This window comes from Paenibacillus hamazuiensis, assembly GCF_023276405.1.
In the GTDB taxonomy this organism is placed as follows: Bacteria; Bacillota; Bacilli; order Paenibacillales; family NBRC-103111; genus Paenibacillus_AF; species Paenibacillus_AF hamazuiensis.
In genome coordinates, this window is record NZ_JALRMO010000001.1 from 2,136,474 (window position 1) to 2,161,648 (window position 25,175).

A 25,175-nucleotide genomic window follows, 5' to 3' on the forward strand; every position below is an offset into this window, starting at 1 on the left:
TAACGGCTTTGAAAGGATGCGATGTCATGCAGAAGCAATCATTACAGGATAGGTTGAAAGATAAAATATTGATCCTCGACGGCGCGATGGGGACGATGATTCAACAGGAGAACTTGACCGCGGACGACTTCGGCGGAGAAGATCTGGAAGGATGCAACGAGTATTTGGTCGTTACCCGTCCGGACGTTATCTCAAAAATTCACGAAGCTTATTTTGCCGCGGGTTCCGATATTATTGAAACGAATACGTTCGGTGCGACGAGCGTTGTATTGGCGGAGTACGGTTTGCAGGATAGGGCGAGAGAGCTTAACCTGATTGCGGCCAAGCTGGCGGTGGATGCGGCAAACAAATTCAGCACCCCCGAGTGGCCTCGCTATGTAGCGGGCGCCATGGGGCCGACGACGAAAACGTTGTCCGTCACCGGCGGCGTGACTTTTGACGAGCTCGTGGAAAGTTATTATGAACAAACGCTTGCGCTCATGGAGGCAGGGGTGGACGCACTGCTGCTGGAAACGTCGCAGGATACGTTGAACGTAAAGGCAGGCAGCATCGGTATCCGCAAAGCGTTTGAAACGCTCGGCAGAAAGCTGCCGCTGATGATTTCCGGCACGATCGAACCGATGGGAACAACGCTTGCCGGGCAAAATATCGAGTCGTTTTATATTTCGCTCGAGCATCTGGAGCCGATCTCCATCGGTCTGAACTGCGCGACGGGTCCGGAATTTATGCGCGACCATATCCGTACGCTCTCCGAAGTATCCAGAACGGCGGTGAGCTGTTACCCGAACGCAGGCCTCCCCGACGAAAACGGTAACTACCACGAATCGCCGGATTCGCTGGCCAAAAAGCTGGCCGGCTTCGCCGAGCAGGGCTGGCTTAACATTGCCGGCGGCTGCTGCGGCACGACGCCCGCGCATATTCAGGCGATGGCGGAGACGCTCAAGAACTACAAGCCGCGCTCGCAATACGGCGACCATCCGCCGGCTGTGTCCGGCATCGAGACGGTATACATCGAGGACGCCAATCGCCCGTATATGGTGGGGGAAAGAACAAACGTTCTCGGTTCGCGCAAATTTAAACGGCTCATTGCCGAAGGGAAATACGAGGAAGCTTCCGAAATCGCGAGAGCTCAGGTAAAAGGCGGCGCCGCCGTCATCGACGTCTGTTTGCAGGATCCGGACCGCGACGAGATCAGCGACATGAAGCAGTTCCTCGAACTTGTGGTGAAAAAGGTCAAAGTTCCGCTTATGCTGGATTCCACCGATCACCGCGTCATCGAACTGGGACTCAAGTATTCGCAAGGTAAAGCGATTATCAACTCGATTAACCTCGAGGACGGCGAAGAAAAATTCGAAAAGATCGTTCCGCTCATTCACAAATACGGGGCAGCGGCCGTCGTCGGAACGATCGATGAAAGAGGCCAGGCGATCACCAGAGAGGATAAGCTTGCGGTCGCCAAAAGATCGTACGATCTGCTCGTGAACAAATACGGGATGAAGCCGTCGGATATCATTTTCGACCCGCTCGTCTTCCCGGTAGGCACCGGCGATCAGCAGTATATCGGTTCAGCGAAGGAAACAATTGAAGGCATTCGCTTGATTAAGGAAGCGATGCCGGATACGCAAACGATTCTCGGCCTCAGCAACGTCTCGTTCGGCTTGCCGCCGGCAGGCCGTGAGGTGCTAAACGCTGTATATTTGTACCACTGTACGAAAGCGGGCCTCGATTACGCGATCGTCAACACGGAGACGCTGGAACGTTACGCATCCATTCCGGAAGAGGAACGCAAGTTAGCCGAAGAGCTGATTTACAATACGAACGATGAAACGTTGGCTGCGTTCGTCGCCGCTTTCCGCGAGAAGAAAGTGGAGAAGAAAGAGAAGGTCTCGAATCTGACCCTCGAGGAGAGACTTGCTTCCTACATTGTCGAGGGCACGAAGGAAGGTTTGATTCCCGATCTTAACGAGGCGTTGACGAAATATGCGCCACTCGAAATCATCAACGGACCGCTGATGAAAGGGATGGAGGAAGTCGGCCGGTTGTTTAACAACAACGAGCTGATCGTAGCCGAGGTGCTGCAAAGCGCCGAAGTCATGAAGGCGTCCGTGGCCCATCTGGAACCGTTTATGGAGAAATCCGAGACGGCGGTGAAAGGTAAAATATTGCTCGCGACGGTCAAAGGCGACGTACATGACATCGGCAAAAACCTGGTCGAGATTATTTTGTCGAACAACGGTTATGAGATTGTCAATCTCGGCATCAAGGTGCCGCCGGAGCAGCTTATCGAAGCTTACCGCAAGGAAAAGCCGGATGCGATCGGTTTGTCCGGTTTGCTCGTCAAGTCGGCACAGCAAATGGTTATCACCGCCCAGGATTTGAAAAATGCCGGCATCGACGTGCCGATTTTGGTCGGCGGCGCCGCGCTCACCCGGAAATTTACGAAAACGCGGATTTCGCCGGAATACGACGGTTTGGTTTTGTACGCGAAGGACGCGATGGACGGTCTCGATATCGCCAACAAGCTGAGCGATCCGGAGCAGCGGCAAGTTTTGATCCGCGAGCTGCGTGAAATGAAGGAATCCGATGTGATGGAATCGGGCAAAAAAGAAGAGCTGCCCAAGCTGACGCGCGTGAACACCTCGTCGATCGATCGCACGGTTCCCGTGCAGGTGCCGCCGGATTGCGAGCGCCATGTGCTCAGAGACTACCCGATCAGCCACATCGTGCCGTATATCAATATGCAGATGCTGCTCGGCCACCATCTTGGCCTGAAGGGTAAAGTCGAGCAGCTGCTTGCGGATAAAGATCCGAAAGCTTTGCAGCTGAAAGATACGGTGGACGGCATTTTGGCCGATGCGCAAAAAGACGGGTTGATCCGCGCTCACGGCATGTACCGGTTTTTCCCGGCGCAGTCGAAGGACAACACCATCTTTGTATACGATCCGGACGACCATACGAAGGTGCTGCAAACCTTCACGTTCCCGCGGCAGGAAAGCGAGCCGTATTATTGCTTGGCCGACTACCTCAAATCGGTCGACAGCGGAGAAATGGACTACGTCGGCTTCCTTGTCGTCACCGCAGGCCACGGCATCAGCGAGAAAGCGGCGGAATGGCGCGCCAAGGGCGACTATTTGCGCTCGCATGCTCTGCAGGCGACAGCTCTGGAGACGGCGGAGGCGTTCGCGGAACGCGTGCACCAAATGATGCGCGATACGTGGGGGTTCCCGGACCCGGTCACGATGACGATGCAGGAGCGATTCGGGGCCAAATACCGCGGCCAACGCTTCTCGTTCGGCTACCCGGCATGTCCGAATCTCGACGATCAGCAGCAGCTGTTCGCACTGATGAAGCCGGAGGAAATCGGCGTTCAACTGACCGAAGGCAGCATGATGGAACCGGAGGCTTCCGTTTCAGCGATCGTATTTGCGCATCCCGAAGCGAGGTACTTCAACGTCGAAAAGGCATAACAGCAAGGTGCGGCCTTTAGAGCGCCGCACTTTGTTTTTGCTTGGGAAATTAGGCATGGCCAATTTTTGTGGATAACCGGGAGCCCCCCAAAAAAAAGTACGCGGAATAGGCTGCAAAGGTTCATTTCATTTTTGGGGGATTTGTTCTTCCATGCCATCGCTTATGTCCGGCCGATTTTTGGAAAAGCTAACGGTTATGGATTATTGCGGAGGATAGGAGTCGATCCGTTTGGAATTATATTTTTTGGGGACGGGAGCCGGCATGCCGTCGCGTGAGCGCAATGTGACCGCCCTTGTCCTGAATCTGCTCGTGGAGCGGGGAACCTACTGGCTGTTCGACTGCGGGGAAGGCACCCAGCATCAAATTTTGAAATCGCCGGTCCGCATCGGGAAAATCGAAAAGCTGTTCATCTCCCATCTGCACGGGGATCATATTTATGGCATTCCGGGACTGCTCACAAGCCGGTCGTATCAAGGCGGGGAAACTCCTTTTGCGATCTACGGCCCGAAAGGGGTCAAACGGCTGGTCGAGCTGCTTCTGGAGACAAGCCAGGCTCATCTCGGATACGAGCTGACGATCCATGAACATGTGGAGGGCACGATTTTCGAGGACGAGCTTTTTAAGGTGGAGACGGCGGAATTGGATCACCGGGTGACGAGCTACGGATTCCGCGTAACGGAGAAAGACCAACCGGGCAAGCTGCTCGTCGACAAGCTGAAGGCAATGGGAATCGAATCCGGGCCGATTTTCGGCAAGCTGAAAAAAGGGCATACCGTGACGCTGCCGGACGGCCGTATGCTGAACGGTGCGGATTTTCTCGGTCCTTCGTGCAAAGGCAGAATCATAACGATTTTAGGCGATACGAAGCCATGCCCGAACGTCGTTCCGTTAGCGCGGAATGCGGACGTACTGGTGCATGAGGCAACGTTTGCCGAGGATAAAAAAGAGCTTGCCATGAAATACGACCACTCGACGGCGATGGATGCCGCCAGGGCGGCGCAGGAGGCGCGTGCGGACGCGCTGATTTTGACGCATCTGAGCTCGCGTTACCAGGGCGATGAGGTGGAGGCGCTGCTTGAGGAAGCGAAGCGGCTGCATGCCCACAGCTATGTTGCGCACGATTTTTGGAGTTATTTTGTACCTAAGCCTAATCCGCAGAGCCAGCAATAAAATTTTAATGAAACCGCTGCCTTTCGCGGTAAATAAAAGCAGAGCGCCCGATCCCAAAAGATCAGGTGCTCTGCCTTTGCTGCTGCCTTCTTATCAGGCGTTGCCGTCAGTCGCTTCGTCGCGGATTTCTTCGCGGAATGCTTGCAGGCTTTCGCGGCGGTGCTCGTTTTTCTCGAGGATGCTGCTTTTTTCCTCGGGACTGATTTCGTCCGCATGCTCATCCAAATATTCTTCCGCTTCTTCGAGATTTTCGATCGTATGGTTGATGTGCTGCTGCAAATGTTCCACGTTGTCAGAACGATTGTCCGGTTTGGCCATGTTCGGTCTCTCCTTAAGTTCGTTATAGGTATTCGGAAGAATACCACCTATAAAATCCCACCAAGCAGGAGGGAATATACATGCTGAAATTGCATCCGCAGCCGCCGTTCGATTTTGATAAAATCCGGCGGCGCCAGCAAGGAGTCGGCCACGAGCTTTACCGTTTCGAAGGGGAACGGATGTTTCGCACGATCCGCGTGAACGGGCGCGTCTATTTTGTGGAAATCAGCTCCGCAGGTACGGTGGACCGGCCCGAGCTGCATATCATGACCGCTCCCGAGCCATCCGACCCGAACGAAATAGAAGCTCTGAAGCATCATCTATCCCGCATGCTGTCGGCCGATCTCGATTTGACGCCGTTTTACAAGTATTTGGAGCAGGATCCGCTTCTCGCGCAGCTTGGGGTAAAATTCCGCGGCCTCCGGATCATGTTGGAGAGCGATCCGTTCGAATGTATGGCCAAAACGATCATCGGCCAGCAGCTCAATTTGGCATTTGCCGCGGAGCTGACCAGGCGGCTCATCCGCATCTCGTCGGCGCCTTTTGCATATCAAGGGCAGCTTGTTCCGGTGTTTCCATCGGCCGAAGAAGTCGCTTCCCTGTCCTACGAGCAGCTTCGTGCGGAGCAGTTCAGCCAGCGGAAAGCGGAATATTTGATCGATTTCGCGAGGTTGGTGGCGGATGGCAGGCTGGATCTGGGAGAGCTGGTAAAGCTGGACGACGACGCAGTTATCGAAAAACTCGTCAAGCTGAGAGGGATCGGGCGCTGGACGGCCGAATGCTTCCTGCTGTTCGGCATGGGCAGGACGGACTTGCTCCCGGCCGCGGACATCGGTCTGCGCAACGGGATCCGCAAGCTTCACGCAATGGGCGCGCAGCCTACGGAAGAAGAAGTGCGGCGGATCGGAGCGGATTGGTCGCCTTGGTCCAGCTATGTGACTTATTATTTATGGGAGTATTTAAACCAACCGTAAAACGAATGGCTTCGATACGGAAGTCTATATAAACGGGCTGCCGCATAAGGTTCCACTAGACATCGGTCTAAGGGGGAGCTTATGTGATCGCTGCGGAGCTGCTGATTTCCGTATTCATATCGGGGTTAGTGTTCGTCATGCTTAAAGAAATATTTTCATCCCATTCGTGAAGGGGATTTATCATGCTTGGCTTTGCTATTCTTATCGGTTTTCATATGATCGGCATGCTGCTCCAATATGGGTTACATGTGCCGCTGCCGGCAGGTGTCATCGGTCTCACTCTGTTTACGTTTTCCTTGTTTCTGAAGCTGGTCAAGCTGGAATGGGTGGAGGAAACGGCCGTTTTTTTGAACAAGCACATGCTGCTGTTTTTTTGCCCGATTGTCGTCGGCTCGATCGTTTTTGTTCCGTTTATCCGGGAAAATGCGGTGCCGATCCTGGGTGCTTTCTTCGGAAGCTGGCTGGCTGTAACGCTGGCATCGGGGTGGACGGCGAAGCTGCTGGGACGAAGCGGAGATGCGGATAGAAGGACCACCGCCCGCAGCAAGGAAACCTCCCTAGAGCCGCGCGTTACTTTTTCCGAAGGAGTCAACGGTCGATGACGCTTGTCCAATTTTACCAGCATCCGATGTTCGGGGTTACCGTCACCGTTGCCGCTTATGTCATAGCACTGATGCTGCATCGAAAATGGAGCTGGCTGCATCCGTTATTCGTATGCTCGGGGCTCGTCATCGCGCTGCTCGTGTGCGGCGGAATTCCATACGCGGATTACAAAATCGGCGGCGGTCTAATCGAGTTTATGCTTGGTCCGGCTACCGTTGCGCTTGGAGTCCCGCTTTATAAAAACGCGCAAAAAATCAAAAACAGCCTCGTTTCGATCGTAACGGGCATTTCCGTCGGCTCGGTCGTCGGCATCGCCAGCAGCGCGGCGCTCGTCTGGGCGCTCGGCGGCACGAGAGACATGATGATCACGATGATGCCCAAATCGGTCACGACGCCGATCGCCATCGAGATCGTCCGTTCGGCCGGCGGCATTCCCGAGCTGGGTGCCGTTTTGACCGTGCTTACGGGGCTGCTCGGCAGCATGATCGGACCGGAGGTGCTCCGCTTGTTCGGCGTCCGCGGCGATATTGCCGTCGGGACGGCGGTAGGCACCTCGGCCCACGGCATTGGAACGGCCCGGCTGATCCGGGAATCGGAGCTTTGCGGAAGCATCAGCGGTTTTTCGATGGGGCTTGCCGGTATTATTACGTCCGTGTTATTTATTCCGCTTTACTGGATATTTCGTTAACATTTCCCACTCTCATAAGCAGAGCGTCCCTTGCGGCGGCTCTGCTTTTTTCGTGAGATGGACCGGGGCCCCATAACCAATCTCCACAAAACCTTAATAACAAGAAAACGCAATCATAATATTCGTCTGTTACCTTGAAGATGTAATCGGCTATTGACCAAGGGGAAAGGCGAGTGATTTCTATGATGCAACCGGCAACAACGGCGAATCCGCAATCCAATCTGGCCGTCTCGATTGCGGCAGGTTCGGATGAAATCGAACAGGCGATGAGGCTTCGCTACCGTGTGTTTGTGGAGGAAGAGAAGAACTTGCAAATGCTGAACGAAAACGGTCTGGAGTTTGACGCTTACGATGCGTTTTGCGATCATTTGATCGTCAAGGATTTGGACTCGGACCAAATCGTCGGGACCTATCGGCTGCTGCCGGGGGAAAGGGCGGTTCGCAATATCGGGTTTTATTCGGAAACGGAGTTCGATCTTTCTTCCTTTGCGGAGCTGAAGCCTCTGGCGCTGGAGCTCGGACGCAGCTGCATCGCTCCCGAATACCGCGGAGGCAGAGCGATTCAGCTGCTGTGGGAAGGCATCGCCGCTTATATTACGGAATATCGATATTCGTATTTGATCGGCTGCGCAAGCCTTCATCTTCAGACGCTTGACGATCTGAACCAAATTTATACGCTGCTGCTGGACAAAAAGGTCATCACCAGCCGGTTCGGCGTGAATCCGCTGGAAACGCACAGAATCGAGGGGCTTGCCCGGACAAACGAGCCTTTGAGCGAAAAAGACGTATTCCGCAAGCTGCCGCCGCTCATGAAAGGATACCAGTGGCTCGGGGCTGAAATTGGCGGGGACCCGGCGTATGACCGCATTTTTAATACGGTCGACTTTTTTATCGTGCTGGAAAAAGATCGCGTCACCCGGCGGTATAAACGGCATTTTTTGAACGGTTAGGAGTTGTTTCATGTACGAGTGGATATCCAAACTGACCGGAAACAGTCCGGCCGTCCGCCGGCTCGCGGCGGTGTGCGGATGGTTGCCGCGTCCTGTCACACTTGCTTTGCTTCATTTCGCAGCGCTGCTGCTATATATGCTGGCGGGAAGCCGGATAATCGGGCGAATCGCAGCCAATATGAAAGATCTGCTGCCGCAAAGGCGAGAAGCCGGCATACGGCGGTATACGCGGCAATATTTGGCGAATGTGGTCATTTCGTTATATGAAATACTGATCGATTCGCAGCGGTTGTCTGAAACGGGAGCGGGGCGCTTCATAGTCCGCGGGGAACAATATTTGCGGGATGTGCTCCGGGAAGGGCGCGGGGCGATCGTTTTTACGCCTCATACTGGAAATTTCTTTTATTATTACTGGTATTTAACAAAATCTTACAATTGCTTGACAGTCGCCACCGGGGGAAGCCCCGAGCTGAGGCCGCTGTATGAGAAGTTTCAAGCGATGGGCTGTCCCGGTCTGGACTACGACAGCGTGCCGCCGCTGGAACTACTGCGCAGGCTGAAAAAACATTTGGAGGCGGGCGGAATCGTCTTTTTGCTCGGCGATTTTTGGCGGCCGGCGTTTCCGCTTTCCGAAATGTTCGGCAGGACGACCCGTTCGCCCGAAGGTGCGGCATTGCTGTCGATCGAGCAAAAAGCGGCGGTGATCCCCTTTTACGGACGCAGGGTTCACGGTTTCACTCACGAGCTCGTATTCGAAAGCCCTTTGCCGCTTTATGAGCGGTTTACCCGCAAACAGCGGGGCGAAGCGACCCGTTTGCTGAACCGTTTCATGGAAAAGGTCATCCGCTTGCATCCCGAGCAATGGTTTTATTGGTTTAACGCTGAGGAGCGCTGGGAGCGGGAAACGGCCGGATGGAACGATGATGCGTCTCCTGCGCAAACCGGTTAACGCATAATTTTTCAAGGAGGACTGAGAAGGTGGATACGGCAAGTCACCTGTTGTTTGGCGCGACGCTGGCAGGACTTTCGATGATTCAGCCGGAGGTGGCTCAAAATCCCGTATTGCTGCAAGCGATCATGGCCGGGACTTTGCTCGGCTCGCACGCGCCGGATTTCGATACATTGGTCCGCCTCAGAGGCTACAGCACGTACATTCGCGTTCACCGCGGGCTGACCCATTCGATTCCGGCGCTGTTTTTATGGCCCGCCGTGCTGACTCCGCCGATCGCCATTGCTTTTGGACTTCATGAGCATTGGCTGACAATATACCTATGGACGTGGATCGCCGTCGTACTTCATGTTGTGCTCGATTGGCTGAACGCTTACGGCGTGCAAATATTCCGGCCTTTTTCCAAACGATGGCATCACCTGGACGTCTTATCGCTGTTCGATCCGTTTTTGTTCGCGATTCACGCTGCAGGACTTTTGCTATGGGGGATGGGGGCGGCCGTTCCATCGTCGATGTTCTCGATCATTTATGCGGTGTCTGCGCTTTATGTCGCCATACGCTTCGTTCAGCACGGGCGTCTTGTCCGCAAGGTGCATAAGCAGCTTGCGCAATCCGGCGCCTGCCATGTCGTGCCCGGCCTCCATTGGTTCCGCTGGCAGTTCGTGCTGGAGACGGACCGCTACTTTTATACCGGCAACATTCGTTTCGGGCATATTGCCGTGGAGGACGTATATGCGAAAGATCAGCCTTCCGCTGTCGTTCAGGCGACTATGGGGACGGACGGCGTCCGCGCTTTTTTGCAATTTGCCCAAAGAGTGCACGTATGCTTTACGGAAAAACAGGACGGCTATGTCGTGGAGTGGCGTGATGTGCGCTTCTGGCATAATCACCGGCTTCCCTTCGGCGTCGATGTGACGCTGGACCGTAACCTGAAGGTGACGGGCACATCGCTGGGGTGGAGCAAGAAAGCATGGGACCCCCCGTATGTATAATTTTTATGGGATGGAAAAAAATCGAATATTCCAGGGCCTAAATGGTTAAACTGCAATAATGACACTGAAATCCCTCCAGGAGGAAAGCCCATGGATTTTACGAGCCACGACATTGCCGTCATTGAACATGCGCTTCGGTTTGCCATCAAGGCGGAAGCAGGCGGCAATGGGGTAAAGCAAAGCGAATACCGTGAAGTGCTGACCAAGCTTCAAAACAAATCGGCGGAAGCTCTGGCATTGGGAAACAAACGAATCGTTTCGGATGACGGCGTGCGCTTCGATTACGACGATTCGTCCGATCTGCTCTAAAAACTTTTCCCGGGAAAGCGCAGGATACGACATAAAATAACTGATTTTTCAGACACTTTTGCGCCTGTGTTCAACAATGTTCGACCGAGTTTCGCTAACAATCGCCACCGTTTAACCGAATAACGACACGAGTATCGGAGAAATAACCCTGTATGCAGGCAATGACATTGCCCGCAGCAGGGTTTTTGCGTTGTTTCGATTTGCGCTTTTATATTTAATGAGATAAATATTAAACATCACTAATAAAAAATGCTGATTTTGCGGCGTTTTTAAAATAATCGTTGATATGCGAACATACATTCTATATAATGGAAGAAGCATCTGTACAACGTAAGGAGTCGTTTTTAATGAATCGGTTAACGGGAAAAGTCGCTTCCATAGATGAATGCATCGAGTTGATCCGTTCCACCCCCGAGGTGATGAGCCAGGTCAATTACTGGCATACGATTCCGCCTCGGGAAGCCTCTTACAGCGATGTGCCGGAACGAATGAATCCGGCCATACGATCCGCGCTGAGCAGCAGGGGCATTCACAAGCTTTATACGCATCAGGCGAAATCGTTCGACGAGGCACTCGGCGGCAGCCACGTCGTAACCGTTACCCCGACCGCCTCCGGGAAGACGTTATGTTATAACCTGCCTGTGCTTCAGGCGATTGTGGAAAATGACGCGGCGCGGGCGCTTTACCTGTTTCCGACCAAAGCTTTGGCTCAGGACCAGGTCGCGGAGCTGCAGCAGTTTGTCGATCTGATGGGCATGGATATCAAAACGCATACATACGACGGCGATACGCCGCCTGCCGTCCGACAGGCAATCCGCAATGCGGGACATATTGTCGTAACGAACCCGGACATGCTGCATTCGGCGATTTTGCCCCATCACACGAAGTGGGTGAAGCTGTTTGAAAATATCAAATACATCGTCATCGACGAGGTGCACTCTTACCGCGGCGTGTTCGGCAGCCATGTCGCCAATGTGATCCGCCGGTTGAAGCGGATTTGCAAATTTTACGGGTCGTCGCCGCAGTTTATTTGCGCTTCGGCGACGATCGACAATCCGAAGGAGCATGCGGAACGGCTGATCGGCGAGAAGGTGGCGTTGGTCGACAATAACGGCGCTCCGGCCGGAGAGAAGCATTTCGTGTTTTACAACCCGCCGGTCGTCAACCAGCAGCTCGGCATTCGCAAAAGCAGCGTGCTGGAAACGAGAAAGCTGGCCGGCTTGCTGCTTAAGAACGGCATCCAGACGATCGTTTTCGCCCGCAGCCGCGTGCGCGTCGAGCTGTTGCTCACATATTTGCAGGATCTCGTGAAGCACGAGCTCGGTACGAAGTCGATTCGCGGCTACCGGGGCGGCTATTTGCCGAAGCTTCGCCGTGAGATCGAGCGGGGGCTGCGCAGCGGAGAAATACGCGGCGTCGTCAGCACGAACGCGCTGGAGCTCGGCATCGACATCGGTCAGCTGCAGGCGTGCGTGCTGAACGGCTATCCCGGCACGATCGCCAGCACGTGGCAGCAGTCGGGCCGCGCCGGCCGGCGCCAGGAAAGCTCGATTACGTTCCTGGTCGCAAGCAGCAATCCGCTTGATCAATATTTGATCCAGAACCCCAGGTACTTTTTCGAACGTCCGCCGGAACGGGCTCTGATTCATCCCGACAACCTGATCATTTTGGTCGATCATGTGAAATGCGCGGCGTATGAGCTCCCTTTCGAAGCGGACGAGAAGTTCGGCGACGAATCGCTGAAGGACATTCTCGAATTTTTGACGGAGGAGCGGATTCTTCACCACGTTAAAGACCGCTGGTACTGGATGGAGCAGTCGTTTCCGGCCCATGACATTTCGCTGCGTTCGGCGGCGCAGGAAAACTTCATCATCATCGATATGACAAGCGGCAGCCGGGTGCTCGGCGAAGTCGACCGGTTCAGCGCGCCGACGCTCATTCATGAGGAGGCGATATACATCCATGAGGGCGTCCAATACCAGGTGGAGAAGCTCGATTACGAGGAGAAAAAAGCCTACGTTCGCGAGGTGAACGTAGATTATTACACCGATGCGAACATGGCGGTGCAGCTGAAAGTGCTGCATGTGCAGCGGGAGAGCGAAGACGGCGGGCTGCAGCGCCAATACGGCGAGGTGACGGTCAATGCGAAGGCGACGATATTCAAAAAAATCCGGCTGCGCACGCACGAGAATATCGGCTCCGGGCCGATCCATTTGCCGGAGGAGGAGCTGCATACGAGCTCGTACTGGTTTACGTTTTCGGACGAATTGACCGCTTCGATGACAAACAACGATATGCAGTTCGCTTTGCTTGGCATCGCCAACGTGCTTGTGCATATCGCCCCGCTTTATTTGATGTGCGACCCGCTCGACATTCGCGTTGTGCCGCAGGTAAGGGCGGTTCATAACAAGATGCCGACGGTCTTTTTTTACGATCGTTATCCTGGCGGAGTCGGGCTTAGCGAGCGGCTGTATGAAGTGCATGGCAGGCTGATCGAGCAGGCCAAGCAGCTTATCTCCGATTGCTCCTGTCTGAGCGGCTGTCCCGCCTGCGTCGGACCGATCGAAGAGGTCGGCCTCACCGGCAAACAGCTGGCGATGCGGCTGCTGTCGCAAGTGGAGGGAGTGCGATGAGTGGACTGAAGGAGCGGCTGCAGCGGCTCAAAAAAAGCGAAGCGGCACCCGAACCGAAGCAGGAGATGGCGCCGGGCGGCGAATGGGATGCGGTCGGTGCCCGGATGGAGCATGGCGACTGGGGTTCGTTTGTGTTAAGAAGACGCGTTTATGAGGCGAACTACAGACACGGCCATTACGGGCTTTCCGAATTGTTCGGGCAGGCAGGGGCGCTGCAAATTTTTCAGGAGCCGGCCGGGAGCGCTGCGCGAAGAAAGAAAACGCCCCGCAGCGCAGGGGCCGGACCGAATGCAGTCCCGTTAAAACACCATGAGCAGCTGCTTTTTTTCGATACGGAAACGACGGGGCTCGGCATCGGAGCGGGCAACGTGCCGTTTATGATCGGCATCGGGTATTACGAAGGCGATCGGTTTGTCGTGGAGCAGATGTTCATCCGCAATCCGGGCGAAGAGATCGCCATGCTCGGTTACTTGAAAGACAAGCTGGAGAAGCATACGCATCTAGTATCATACAACGGCAAATCGTTCGATTGGCCGATTTTGAAAAACCGGTACATATTGAACCGCATGAAGCTGCAGACGGAGCCGGCCGCTCACCTCGACTTTCTTTACCCGTCGCGCGGGCTGTGGAAACATACGATGCCTTCGTGCAGACTGGGAGCGGTGGAGGAGGAGCGGCTAGGCGTCATTCGCCATAACGATGTTCCCGGATCGCTTGCCCCGACGTTATATTTTCAGTATTTGGCGGAGAGGGACCCGTCGCTCGTCCAAGGCGTATTCGTTCATAACGAGCTCGACATTTTGTCGCTTGCCGCTCTTGCCGTCCATTTTTCGCTGGCACTACAGGGCAAAATCGATCCGGAGACGCTGACGCCGGAGGAGCTTTTCCGGATGGGCGTCTGGCTCGATAAGCTCGGTCACTGCCGGCAGGCGGATGTTGTGATCGACTTTTTGCTGCAGTATGGCGCCGGAGATACGGCGGAATATTGGCTGCCGCTCGCCCAAATGTACAAAAAGCGCGGACTGGGCAGCCGCAGCATCGATTTGTGGGAGCGCTATATCGATGAGCGGGGAAATCGGGCGACGGCTTCCATCGAGCCGTTTATCGAGCTGGCGATGCACTATGAACACGCGGAGAAAGATTACCGGAAGGCGCTTTATTTTGCCGAGGAAGGCCTTAACAAAGCATGGAAGCGGAAGACGCTGAAAAGGGCCGGCACGCGGGAAGAGCAGGATCGGCAGGACAAGCAGATGGAAGACATCCAGAAACGGATCGACCGGTTGAAAAAGAAAGCGGCCACCGCAGGCAAGAAGCCAGCTGCAAGGAGGCCGGAATACGCGATGGACGGCCTGTTGTCGATGTAAGCCGCAGCGCCTCGGGAATATTTTCAGTGCTTTATGGGAATAAAGAGGTAAAAAAGCGGTAAGGGAAGATAGCCGATGCCGGAATTGCCGGAAATGGAAAATTATAAGCAACTGCTTGGTCCGAGAGTCGCGGGGAAAGTCATCACAGGGGTGGACATTCAGAGGGAAAAATCACTGAACGTTCCTGCCCCTTTATTTATACGTGAAGTGCAGGGCCAATCGATTACCCGCGTCGAGCGGAGGGCCAAACATCTGCTGTTTCATTTGTCGAACGCCAAAGTTCTGCTGCTGCATCTGATGCTCGGGGGCTGGATGTTTTTCGGGAGGCGCGAGGAGAAGCCTGACCGAACATGCCAGGTGACGCTGAGCTTCGGCGACCTCCATCTGTATTTTATCGGGCTGCGCCTCGGATATTTACACCTGCACGATCCGCATGAAGTCGATTTGCTGCTGCAAAAGCTGGGTCCCGAGCCGCTGGAGCCGATCTTTACATTCGAACGGTTTGTTCAGACGATGAAACCCCGACGCGGAAACCTTAAGGTTACTTTGGTGGATCAAAGCATCTTGTCGGGCATCGGCAATTGTTATTCCGACGAGATATGCTTTCATGCCGGCCTGCTCCCCGCCAGGAGCGTGAATGGTTTGAACGCCGAGGAGCTCGGAACGCTGTACCGCTCGATGCGCGAGGTGCTGCTGGAGGCGATCCGCTACGGCGGCTATATGGAATCGCCATTGTACGCCGGCGACGAGCTGACCGGTTCCTTCGACTGCCGGTGCAGGGTGTACGACCGCGAGGGAGAGCCGTGCGTCGTCTGCGGCACTTCGATCGAACGCCACGAAATTTCATCGAAAAAATCGTTCAGCTGTCCGAACTGTCAGCATTAGGAGACGAGCCATGAGATTCGGTTGTCATATCAGCATTCGCCACGGCTATCTGGAAGCTGCCAAAACCGCTCTTCGCATCGGAGCCGGAGCGTTTCAATATTTTCCGAAAAATCCGCGAAGCCTGTCCGTCAAGTCGTTTGCACGCGCCGATGCGGAAGGCTGCGCTGCGTTTTGCAGGGAACACGGCATCGCTTCCATCGCGCACGCACCGTATCCGACGAATCTTGCTGTGGACGATCCGGGGCTCCGGCAAGCGACGCTTGCATCCGTATTGAACGACTTGGAGATCGCCGAAGCTTGCGGATCCGTCGGCCTTGTCGTCCATTTTGGAAAATATAAGGGGTCGGACCCGTTACAAGGCTACAAAAATATTATACAATTAATCAATGACATTACCGCTTCCTGGCAAGGAAACGCGCTGCTGCTGATCGAGAACCAGGCGGGCGAAGGTTCCGCGATGGGAACCACTTTCGAGGAGCTCGTGAAAATCAGAAGTTTGGTGAGCCGGCCGCACAAGGTCGCCTTCTGCTTCGATACCTGCCATGCGTTTGCCAGCGGTTTATGGAAAGGTGATGACTGGCCGGAGGCGGCCGCCAGAGGGGCGGCTCTCGGATACTTCGACCATCTGAAGGCGATTCATTTGAACGACTCGCGATATGAATCGGGATCGGGCAAGGACCGCCACGCAAACATCGGCTCCGGCTTCATCGGGACTCGCGGAATGGAGACGTTTTTGCGGTCGCCTTTTTTCGCCCGCGGCATTCCCGTTGTGCTCGAAACTCCCGTTCCCCGGGGCGGGTCCCATGAGGGAGAAATTCGTTTTGCGATGCAGCTGGGGGGTTACACGGCCGGGAAAGTTTGATCCGCGTCTGTTTTAACGGGGAGGTGCACCACATCATGATTCGCGTATTCTTGGACGACATGCGCCGGTGTCCGGAAGGATTTGTTTTGGCTAAAGACGCTGCGGAGTGTATTTTGCTGTTGGAACAATGCGAGGTGGAAGTGCTCTCGCTCGATTACGATTTGGGGCCGGGACAGCCTACCGGCCTTGAGGTTGTCATGCACATGGTGCGGAAGCGGCTGTTTCCCCGCGAAATTTACCTGCATACGTCGAGCGCCTCCGGGCGTGTCAGCATGTTTAATTTGCTGTATGCGCATAAGCCGGAAGGAACGGTTTTGTACAATCACCCGATTCCGCCGGAGAAGGCGGCAGAGTGGATTTTGCAGCGGAAACGGGAGTCGGAAAACGGCAACAAAGATACAGACGGGAGTTGAAACGATTGATTAGCTTGAGCGGCATTCATTTTATTCGCGAAGATCGGCACATTTTATCCGATGTCAATTTGACGGTAAAAGAGGGAGAGCATTGGGTCATTTTGGGGCGCAACGGCTCCGGCAAAACGACGCTGCTGGAGATGATGATCGGTTATATGTTCCCGTCCAGCGGCAAGGTGGAGGTGCTTGGCAACGTATACGGGCAATGTGACGTGCGCGAGGTGCGCAAGCATATCGGCTACATCAGCCAATCGCTGTTTGAAAAGCTGACGCCGCGCGATCCCGTATGGGAAGTCGTGGCTACCGGGGAGTACAGCTTCCTTCGTTTCTATCAGGAAATTCCCGAGGAAGTGAAAGCGAAGGCGATCGGGATGCTGGAGAGAGTGAATCTTGTCCATTTGCAGGACCAGCCGCTCGGTACGCTGTCGCAAGGCGAGCGCAAAAAAGTGATGTTGGCCAGGTCGCTGATGCAAAACCCGAGCATTTTGATTATGGACGAGCCTTGCGCCGGACTGGACTTATACGAACGGGAAAAGCTGCTGGATGACATCAACAGCCTTCATTCGCAGCAGCTGACGATCATCTATGTAACTCATCATATCGAGGAAATTATGCCGGTGTTTACGCACGTCCTGCTTATAGAGCAGGGGAAAATCATCGCATCCGGGGCGAAAAACGATGTGCTGAATGCGGATAACCTGTATAAAGCGTACCGGGTGCCGCTGCAGATCGATTGGTTTCGCGACAGGCCGTGGATTAAAGTGCTGTGAAGGACGTACATATCGAAGGAGATCGCATGGACAGCATGACGAATAATGACAAGGCAGCCGGTTTTATCGCCACCTCCAATCATGGCTTCGGCGCGCAGGCGATGGAGGAAATTCGCCGGCTTTTTGAACAAGTGAAGCTGACGGCCATCGTGCCGGCGGAAATTTTTCGCTTCGATGCAGAAGGAATTTCCAAGCGGGAAGCGACGTTGCTGCTGACCGAGAGGGAGCCTGTCTTTGTAAGGCACGTTCAGCCGGTGGATGTTCAGGTGGCTATCGACCGGACGGAGTCCGATTTGCACCGTCTTCAGGAAACGGTGAAATCGTCTTTTAACCTGCCGGAAGGGGCCAAAGTTGCGGTGCAAACCCGCAAGCTCGACGGTGTGGAGTATGCCTACACGCCGTTTGCCTGCAAAGAGGCGATCGACGAAGCGATCGTACGGAACTTTCGGGCGGAGCCGGTCGTGAAAGGCGCCGACCTCATCATTTCCGTTTTTTTGACGGCGGAGCTTGCGCTTATCGGGTTGTCCGCGCCTGCGGACAATTTGTCCGATTGGTCAGGCGGCGCGGTCCGGTTTCAGCGGGAGGAGGGGCAAATCTCGCGTGCCAAATTCAAGCTGCTGGAAGCGGAGATGCGCTTCGGGCTTGATTTTCGCAGCTATCGGAACGCTTTGGACATCGGCGCCGCACCGGGCGGCTGGACGTCGCTGCTGCTGGAGCGCGGCTGCCACGTCACCGCCGTCGATCCTGCCCGGCTCGATCCCGGGCTTTTGCAGCATCCGAAGCTGACGTTTTTGCAAAAAAACGCCGGGGACGTTCGTTTCCGCGATGGCGCCTTCGACCTGCTCGTTTGCGATATGAGCTGGAGCCCGCGCCAGATGACGACGCTCGTAGGGGATCTGCTGTACGCGGTTCAGCCTGGCGGAACATGCATCATTACCGTGAAGCTGATGCACAAGAAAGCATTTCAGACGATGCGCGAGGTGGTCGGGGATTTGTCGCCGCAGCTTGAACTGCAGAAAGCAAAGCAGCTGTTTCACAACCGCGAGGAACTGACGATGTTTTTCATCAAAGCGCGAAGCTAGGGGTGCAGGGATGGGCGAAAATAATCCGGTATCAAGATGGGACCGCATTTTTGCGGATACGGATAGAGGCAAGCCGGTGTACGACGATTGGCTTGACAAGCACGAGCACATTTTGCGGTTGTCGGCGGACTTGCCGGTGATCGATCTGGGCTGCGGTTACGGATGCGATACATTGTATTTGGCGGAGCGGGGTTACCGGGTCATTTCCTGCGACATTTCGGAGGAGGCGTTGAAGCAGATTCGGCGTTATATTCCGGAGGCGGAGACGGTGCCGCTCAATTTGCTGGACGGATTGCCGTTTGCGGACGGTTCGGCCGCGCTGATTATCGCCGATTTAAGCCTGCACTACTTCCGCTGGGCGGATACGGTTCGCATTGCCGGTGAAATTCGCCGGGTTTTGCAGCCGGGAGGGTATTTGCTGTGCAGGGTAAATTCGATTCGGGACGAGCTGTTCGGGGCCGGACAAGGCCGGATGGCGGAGCCGAACTATTACGAGACGGAAGAGGGACATTTTAAGCGTTTTTTCGAACGGGAAGATTTGCTCGAACTGTTTAAGCATTGGAATGTCGAATATTTGCAGGAAGCGGACATGCACCGGTATGGCAGGAAAAAGGTGCTGTGGGAGGCCGCACTGCATAAAGCGTGAACGGGAGTGGATGAAATTGGAACAGCTGATTGCAAATTATTCCAAAGGGTATGACATGTTAAGTGAGGCGTTGGTCGGAGTTTCGCAGGAACTTCTGAACTTCAAGCCGGCTCCGGACAAATGGAGCATCAAAGAGATCGTCATCCATGTAAGCGACGCCGAGATGGTGGCGATTTACCGGATGAAGAAGGTCATTGCGGAAGAAAATCCGCTTCTGTTCAAATTCGATCCCGACGCCTGGGCCGGGCGGCTCCATTATTTGGCGCTCGATCATGAGCCTTATTTGCAGATGTTCCGATCGCAGCGGGCAATGATGACGCAAATTCTTTTGGCGCTGAAGCCGGAGAATTGGGAACGTACGGGTGTTCATAACGTCGCAGGGAAACAGACGCTGCGCGACATTGTGCAAACATTCGTCGGTCACGTCGACAGACACATTAAGCAGATCGAACGCAATAAGGAGGCTTTTTCCAGACGCTCACAATAAGCGCTCCGGAATATATGAAGCATTTTCCCGATAAAGGGCGATTCTTGCATTCGTCAAATCGATGATTTGCAGAAACAACAAATACCGAACATACAGTTGTTTTCTTCCGGAATTGTTGGTATAATGTGGGTAATTTCAAATGAGCACAAGCGGAAGCACCGCTGACGAACGAAAGGTTCGTTAGCGCGTGCTTTTTTTGTTGCCGTAAAAAGGAGGGGGTTGTCACTGGACGAACAATTGCAGATCAAGCTGGTTATCGCCGCCGCCATCCTTTCGCTCGCGCACGTCGCCGTTGGATTGCTGAAGCTGAATTCGATCCTGTAGGGAGGAACCGACATGCTGCTCGTATTGCTGGATGCCGACACGTTGTTTTTGGACATGGTCTCCGCTTATGTTCGAACGACGGAGCTGGCCGAACGATTTACCGTGAAGTCGTTCAGCTCCAGAGAGCAAGGATTATCATTTTTGGAAACGGCCCGGGAAAAATGCATTTTGCTTATTCACGAATCGTTTTTTCCGCTGCCGGACCGGGTGTTTGAGCAGCCTCTAGGCTGTACGTTGTTTTTGAGCAACTCACCGTCCGCCTCCGATGTGTTGGAATACCCGATGCTGTTCAAATACCAGCCGCTGAATCAACTGATGGCGCAAGTTGCAGCCCATTACAACGAGTATACGTCGTCTGCGCCGATCCGCGGCAAGCAAACGACGGAGGTCGTCGCCGTTTATTCCGCGACAGGAGGAACCGGCAAAACGGCATTGTCGCTGCACTGGGCCATGCAGTCGGCACTGCTGGACCGGAGCGTTTTTTACCTGAATCTGGAGCTTCACAGTGGGTTACACCCATTGCTTGCGGCTTCAGGCAAAGACCTGTTTGCTCAGGCGGTTTATTACGCCAAAACAAATCCGAAGCAGCTAGCCGCTAGGCTCGGCTCGCTTGTTTCGTACCATCCGCTTTACAAGTTCAGCTATTTGGAAACTTCTTCTTATGCCGAGGAACTGCTTGAAATGGGAGAATCCGAAGTCATCGCGTTGATCGACGCGATCGCCGCTACGGGCGAATACCGCACGATTGTGATCGATTTGGAGTCCAGTCTGCACCCGCGTATTATCGGCGCAATTTCCCGCTGCGACAGATTGATGTGGATGGTGCTTGACGAAGCTCAGCAGCTGCAAAAGACGCTGCATGTATTGAAAATGCTGCGGGACGGAGCCGTGCCGGGAGGCGGAGAATGGATCGGCAAAGCGGAGCTGATTGTCAACAAACATACGGGAAAGCTGTCGAACCGGCTGGAGAAGCTGGGACTTAGGATAGCCGGAGAACTTCCATATATTCCGCAGTGGAAGTCGTACGGCGAGGTGGAGCAGCTGCTTCATTGTCCGCCGTTTCAGGAGCAAGTGTTACGATTGATGCAGGAAGGAAGCGGAATGGTTGAGGTGAAGCGGGTTGCAGGAGCATGACCGATTTTTAAGGCTCAAGGCGCAAATTACCGAACGGCTTGATCTGCATCGGGAAACGACGGACGAGCAGCTTTACGAGCTCGCCGAGCAAGCGGTCTTCGAAGAGTCGGATCGCAGCTACATGACTGCCCGGCAAAAGCACGCTCTCGTTCAGCGGCTCTTTCATTCGTTTCGTGGATTCGACGTGCTTCAGCCGCTTATTGACGATCCGGCAGTTACTGAAATTATGGTAAACAGCCACGAACGTATTTTCGTCGAACAAGAAGGCAAAGTGACATTAAGCCCGGTTCAATTCGAAAGCAGGGAGAAGCTGGAGGACGTGATCCAGTCAATCGTCGCCAAAGTAAATCGAGTCGTCAACGAAGCGAGCCCGATCGTCGACGCAAGGCTGAAGGACGGCTCACGCGTCAATGTCGTGCTTCCTCCCGTAGCGTTGGACGGCCCGGCGATGACGATCCGCAAATTCCCCGAGAAACCGCTGACGATGGGCGATTTGATCCGCAAAGGCGCGCTGACGGAGGAAGCGGCACTTTTTTTGAAAACGCTCGTGCAGGCCAAATACAACATATTTATCAGCGGAGGTACAGGTTCGGGGAAAACGACGTTTTTGAACGTATTATCGCAGTTCATTCCGGAGGATGAGCGCATCATTACGATTGAGGACTCCGCGGAGCTGCAAATTCGCACGGTACCTAATATCGTCCGTATGGAAACGCGGAATGCGAACACCGAAGGGCGCGGCGAAATTACGATGCGCGAGCTCATCAAGTCGTCGCTCCGAATGCGGCCAAGCCGGATTATCGTCGGCGAGGTGCGTGGGGCGGAGGCGCTTGATATGCTGCAGGCGATGAACACCGGGCATGACGGTTCCTTATCGACGGGACATGCGAATACGACGGCGGACATGCTTGGCAGGTTGGAAACGATGGTGCTGAGCGGCGTCACTCTGGAAGTCGAGGTGATCCGCAAGCAAATTGCTTCGGCGCTCGATATATTGATTCACTTGTCGAGGCTCAGGGATCATTCGCGCCGGGTTATGGAAATCAGCGAAATCGTCGGCATGACGGACGGCGATATTGAGCTGAACCCGCTGTACCGGTTTGTCGAGACCGGAGAAAATGAGGCGGGTGTCGTGACTGGGCAGCTGGCACCTACAGGAAGCCATCTGCGGCGAACGCATAAGCTGGCACTGGCCGGCCTCCGGGTTCCCGGGTCGGACATGCAGGGAAAGGAGTCCACCGTTGATAACAGACTACCGCGTTTACAAAATGACCGCTAAAGAGAAGGTTGTCTCCATGCTGCTGGCGGGGGCGCTGCTGGCGTGCATCGGCACGGTGTTTTACAAAAGCGCCGTGATGGCGCTTCTGATCGCGCTGCTCGGCATCCTGTATCCGGCCATGCGGGCGAAGCAGCTTGCGGCGAAGCGCAGACAGCTGCTGAATATGCAGTTCAAGCAGGCGCTGTCGGGTATTTCCTCGGCGATCGGCGCCGGAAAATCGGTGGAGACGGCTTTTCTTGAAGCGGTGGATGATTTGAAGCTGCTTTACCCGGATCCGAATACGTTCATCATCCGCGAGCTTGAGCTGATCAACCGGAAAATCGAAATCGGCGGAACGATTGAGGCCGCTTTGCTTGATTTCAGCGCTCGATCCGGCTCGGACGATATACGTAACTTTACGGACGTTTTTGTAACCTGTAAAAGAACCGGCGGAAATCTCATTCATGTCATCCGCAGGACGGCATCGATAATTCATGAGAAGCTGGAAATCGAACAGGAGATAGCCGTTATGATGTCGCAAAAAAAGTTCGAATCGCGCCTGCTGACCTTCGCTCCGCTCGTCGTCGTCGGTTTGCTGGCGTATTCGTCCCCCGATTACATGGCGCCGCTTTACAACGGCATAGGTTATGTCGTCATGTCGGTTTGCCTGCTTGTTCTGTTCGGCTGCTACAAGATGACCGAGCGAATTATGGATATTAAGGTGTGAACAGCTATGTGGATCGTACTTTTTGCGGAATGTTTGGTGCTTGGATTGTTATACATAACGGCATGGCGAGGATATGGGGCGTATGTCCGGCAGCATAAGACGTTTCTGAAGCTGCCGGCCTTGGCGCCCGTCTCCTTGTACATCATCGATCGGTTCGGGTTGATAAACCGTTTAAACGAAGCGGTCGTCAAAATCCAATTGACGATGAGCGGCTTGTACGGGCGGAAATACGCCCCCACCCGAACGAAGCTGTTTTTGGCGGATACGGTGAGCTTAATAATTGCAGCGCTGCTGGGGATGACCCTACTCGGAGGGGCGGCGGGGGGCGACCCATCTTTTCTGGGATACGGAGCGGTGATTGCCGGGTTTCTACCTTTCCTGCTCTATAAACAGCTGGCCGGGCAGCTGGAGCAAAAAAAGCGCAGCATGCTGATCGAGCTTCCGGAAATGCTCAATCAGCTCACATTGCTGATCAATGCCGGCGAAACCGTGCATCGCGCCTTGCTTCGCTGTGTGGAGACCGGCAAAGACGCGGAAAGCAGTCCGCTGATGAAGGAGCTGGCTCAATCCGTTCACGAGCTGAACGTGAATGCTCCTTTTGCGAAAACGATGGAGGATTTCAGCAAGCGCTGCGCTTTGCAGGAGGTGTCGATGTTTACGACGACGCTGCTGCTGAATTATAAGAGAGGCGGCGACGATCTCGTGCTAGCCCTTAAGGAATTGTCGACCGCGCTATGGGAGAAACGTAAGGCGGTCGCAAGAACGATGGGCGAGGAGGCTTCCTCGAAAATGGTATTTCCGATGGTGATTATTTTTGTGGTAGTCATGGTCATTACCGCTGCGCCGGCGCTTTTTATGATGAACAATTAGCAGGACGAAACGGTTATCGCCGGAGCAAATATGGAACGGGAGGAATAACGATGTTGAAATGGATGGTTCCAGCAGGGAAAAAGCTGTGGAAGGACGAGGACGGTCTCGGCACGCTGGAGGTGCTGCTTATCGTGGCTGTGCTCGTCATCATTGCAATTGCGTTCAGAAAGTGGATATTCGCTTGGATTGAAAAAGTGTTCGGCGAATCCAACGGTCAGCTGACCAATACGGGTTCGCTCAACACATGCACCGATCCGACGAAGACGTATCCGAACTGCTAGTCCAATGAGGCGAAATCGTCGGTTCATGCGTAGCGGCGATGGCAGCTTCACGGTCGAAGCGTCGCTGACGTTTCCGCTGGTGATGTTGGCCACGTTTGCGATCGTGTTCGCCTGCTTGTTTTTCTACCAAAGGGTGGCGCTGCAGTTTGCCGCTGAGCAAACGGCGGAACGAGCGGCCTTCGTATGGGATAACAGCGCCAAAGAGCTGGAAACCGGTTTGTTTGCGATCGGACAAACTGACGGCTTGTACTGGCGGACATTTCAGGATCATGCGCTCGATATTTTTCACTGGATGACGGGCAGGACCGTTTCGGGGGTTTCCCTTCCTTCCGGCCGCAGCGGCGAAGGACTGCAGGGGGCGGAAAAAAAGCTGAACCGGTCGGCTGGGACGCTTTCCACAGCGGTCACCGGCGACCTGACATACACGAATTATTTGTTTCTGCGTAAGGTGGAAGCTAAGCTTAAGCAAATCTTCGTTACCCCGCTATACGTATGGAAATGGCTGAAACGCGACTCGGTCCATGCGGACGCCGCTTCATACGTGGTGGAGCCGGCCGAATTTATGCGTACAGTCGACCTGATTCGCACATTCGTGCAGGAGGTGAAAGACCGGATTTCGCCGGGACGAGCCTCGGCGTTGTTTCAGGAGCCTTCCCGAGTTCCGCCCGTAGATGTGAAAATTACAAGCCACGCGCAAGCGGCCGATTATTTGCGGAAGCTGGTCAGCGGCATAGAAAAGGAATTCGAGGTTTCTGCCGAGCCAAGGCGCATAAGGCGTGTGGACGCGCTCGATGCGACCGGAATCGCTCACCAGGCGTTTTATACGTTCAGCGAATCCCAGCTGCGAAATGAACAGCTGCCCAAGGATTTGGAGCTGCTGAAGCGGGGAAGCGAAATTAAAGGCGTCGTATGGCATTTTTTCAAACAGAGCAAGAAAGAGAAGGTGACTCTGTCCGCTTCCTTTCAAGAGGAGCTGCGAAAAAAAGGCGTCATCGCCGTCATTCATGAATGACCAACG

At 54.5% G+C, this 25,175-nt stretch carries 25 protein-coding genes; 24 read left to right on the forward strand and 1 reads right to left on the reverse strand.

Annotated features, from left to right (window positions below; translation table 11 throughout):
* Positions 1-26: 26 nt before the first annotated feature.
* Both metH and rnz read left to right on the forward strand, forming a co-directional pair.
* The gene (gene metH, locus MYS68_RS09345; RefSeq protein ID WP_248925580.1) at positions 27-3,467 is read left to right on the forward strand and encodes a methionine synthase; all 3,441 of its coding nucleotides are present in this window, start codon (positions 27-29) and stop codon (positions 3,465-3,467) included.
* Between the two features lie 229 nt (positions 3,468-3,696).
* Complete coding sequence (gene rnz, locus MYS68_RS09350) at positions 3,697-4,638, forward strand: ribonuclease Z (RefSeq protein WP_248925581.1); 942 nt, start codon at positions 3,697-3,699, stop codon at positions 4,636-4,638.
* Positions 4,639-4,731: 93 nt separating this feature from the next.
* On the opposite strand, the gene tlp is transcribed toward rnz, so the two are convergent.
* A complete protein-coding gene (tlp, locus tag MYS68_RS09355) occupies positions 4,732-4,956 on the reverse strand; it encodes a small acid-soluble spore protein Tlp (protein WP_248925582.1) in 225 nt (74 codons plus the stop codon).
* A gap of 80 nt (positions 4,957-5,036) precedes the next feature.
* On the opposite strand from tlp, the gene MYS68_RS09360 reads away from it, so the two are divergent.
* The 22 genes from MYS68_RS09360 to MYS68_RS09465 all read left to right on the forward strand — a co-directional run bounded on the left by MYS68_RS09360 (position 5,037) and on the right by MYS68_RS09465 (position 25,169).
* The gene (locus MYS68_RS09360; protein WP_248925583.1) at positions 5,037-5,930 is read left to right on the forward strand and encodes a DNA-3-methyladenine glycosylase family protein; all 894 of its coding nucleotides are present in this window, start codon (positions 5,037-5,039) and stop codon (positions 5,928-5,930) included.
* Positions 5,931-6,112: 182 nt separating this feature from the next.
* A complete protein-coding gene (locus MYS68_RS09365; RefSeq protein WP_248925584.1) occupies positions 6,113-6,532 on the forward strand; it encodes a CidA/LrgA family protein in 420 nt (139 codons plus the stop codon).
* Positions 6,529-7,221, forward strand: coding sequence for an LrgB family protein (locus tag MYS68_RS09370; protein ID WP_248925585.1), 693 nt, complete (start codon positions 6,529-6,531; stop codon positions 7,219-7,221). Before MYS68_RS09365 ends, MYS68_RS09370 begins: the two co-directional genes overlap by 4 nt.
* Before the next feature lie 182 nt (positions 7,222-7,403).
* Positions 7,404-8,171 (forward strand): GNAT family N-acetyltransferase, encoded by a 768-nt coding sequence (locus MYS68_RS09375; RefSeq protein WP_248925586.1) that lies wholly within the window; start codon positions 7,404-7,406, stop codon positions 8,169-8,171.
* 10 nt (positions 8,172-8,181) lie between these two features.
* Positions 8,182-9,120: a lysophospholipid acyltransferase family protein gene (locus tag MYS68_RS09380; RefSeq protein WP_248925587.1), complete on the forward strand. Its 939-nt coding sequence runs from the start codon at positions 8,182-8,184 to the stop codon at positions 9,118-9,120.
* A gap of 29 nt (positions 9,121-9,149) precedes the next feature.
* Positions 9,150-10,112, forward strand: a complete 963-nt coding sequence (locus MYS68_RS09385) for a metal-dependent hydrolase (protein ID WP_248925588.1) — start codon at positions 9,150-9,152, stop codon at positions 10,110-10,112.
* Positions 10,113-10,202: 90 nt separating this feature from the next.
* Positions 10,203-10,421: a hypothetical protein gene (locus MYS68_RS09390; RefSeq protein WP_248925589.1), complete on the forward strand. Its 219-nt coding sequence runs from the start codon at positions 10,203-10,205 to the stop codon at positions 10,419-10,421.
* A gap of 347 nt (positions 10,422-10,768) precedes the next feature.
* Complete coding sequence (locus tag MYS68_RS09395) at positions 10,769-13,054, forward strand: DEAD/DEAH box helicase (RefSeq protein WP_275983453.1); 2,286 nt, start codon at positions 10,769-10,771, stop codon at positions 13,052-13,054.
* A complete protein-coding gene (locus tag MYS68_RS09400; RefSeq protein WP_248925590.1) occupies positions 13,051-14,418 on the forward strand; it encodes a ribonuclease H-like domain-containing protein in 1,368 nt (455 codons plus the stop codon). Before MYS68_RS09395 ends, MYS68_RS09400 begins: the two co-directional genes overlap by 4 nt.
* A 75-nt stretch (positions 14,419-14,493) precedes the next feature.
* Positions 14,494-15,303 (forward strand): Fpg/Nei family DNA glycosylase, encoded by an 810-nt coding sequence (locus tag MYS68_RS09405; RefSeq protein WP_248925591.1) that lies wholly within the window; start codon positions 14,494-14,496, stop codon positions 15,301-15,303.
* Positions 15,304-15,313: 10 nt separating this feature from the next.
* Positions 15,314-16,165: a deoxyribonuclease IV gene (locus tag MYS68_RS09410; protein WP_248925592.1), complete on the forward strand. Its 852-nt coding sequence runs from the start codon at positions 15,314-15,316 to the stop codon at positions 16,163-16,165.
* Positions 16,166-16,200: 35 nt separating this feature from the next.
* Entirely contained in the window at positions 16,201-16,578 is a 378-nt protein-coding gene (locus MYS68_RS09415; protein WP_248925593.1) for a cyclic-phosphate processing receiver domain-containing protein, read from the forward strand.
* Positions 16,579-16,583: 5 nt separating this feature from the next.
* Positions 16,584-17,348 carry an ABC transporter ATP-binding protein gene (locus tag MYS68_RS09420; protein ID WP_248925594.1) on the forward strand — a complete coding sequence of 255 codons (765 nt, stop codon included), beginning with the start codon at positions 16,584-16,586 and terminating at the stop codon, positions 17,346-17,348.
* On the forward strand, positions 17,345-18,430 hold the full coding sequence (locus MYS68_RS09425) for an SAM-dependent methyltransferase (protein WP_338043558.1): 1,086 nt from the start codon (positions 17,345-17,347) through the stop codon (positions 18,428-18,430). The genes MYS68_RS09420 and MYS68_RS09425 overlap by 4 nt, the downstream gene beginning before the upstream one ends.
* 10 nt (positions 18,431-18,440) lie before the next feature.
* Complete coding sequence (locus MYS68_RS09430) at positions 18,441-19,076, forward strand: class I SAM-dependent methyltransferase (RefSeq protein ID WP_248925595.1); 636 nt, start codon at positions 18,441-18,443, stop codon at positions 19,074-19,076.
* Positions 19,077-19,092: 16 nt separating this feature from the next.
* Positions 19,093-19,563, forward strand: a complete 471-nt coding sequence (locus MYS68_RS09435) for a DinB family protein (RefSeq protein WP_248925596.1) — start codon at positions 19,093-19,095, stop codon at positions 19,561-19,563.
* Positions 19,564-19,899: 336 nt separating this feature from the next.
* Positions 19,900-21,021: a P-loop NTPase family protein gene (locus MYS68_RS09440; RefSeq protein WP_248925597.1), complete on the forward strand. Its 1,122-nt coding sequence runs from the start codon at positions 19,900-19,902 to the stop codon at positions 21,019-21,021.
* A complete protein-coding gene (locus MYS68_RS09445; RefSeq protein WP_248925598.1) occupies positions 21,008-22,300 on the forward strand; it encodes a TadA family conjugal transfer-associated ATPase in 1,293 nt (430 codons plus the stop codon). Before MYS68_RS09440 ends, MYS68_RS09445 begins: the two co-directional genes overlap by 14 nt.
* On the forward strand, positions 22,263-23,006 hold the full coding sequence (locus MYS68_RS09450) for a type II secretion system F family protein (RefSeq protein ID WP_248925599.1): 744 nt from the start codon (positions 22,263-22,265) through the stop codon (positions 23,004-23,006). The genes MYS68_RS09445 and MYS68_RS09450 overlap by 38 nt, the downstream gene beginning before the upstream one ends.
* 6 nt (positions 23,007-23,012) lie before the next feature.
* Entirely contained in the window at positions 23,013-23,876 is an 864-nt protein-coding gene (locus MYS68_RS09455; RefSeq protein WP_248925600.1) for a type II secretion system F family protein, read from the forward strand.
* A 50-nt stretch (positions 23,877-23,926) separates the two neighbouring features.
* Positions 23,927-24,157 (forward strand): Flp1 family type IVb pilin, encoded by a 231-nt coding sequence (locus tag MYS68_RS09460; protein WP_248925601.1) that lies wholly within the window; start codon positions 23,927-23,929, stop codon positions 24,155-24,157.
* Positions 24,158-24,182: 25 nt separating this feature from the next.
* Positions 24,183-25,169 carry a TadE family protein gene (locus MYS68_RS09465; RefSeq protein ID WP_248925602.1) on the forward strand — a complete coding sequence of 329 codons (987 nt, stop codon included), beginning with the start codon at positions 24,183-24,185 and terminating at the stop codon, positions 25,167-25,169.
* Positions 25,170-25,175: the final 6 nt, after the last annotated feature.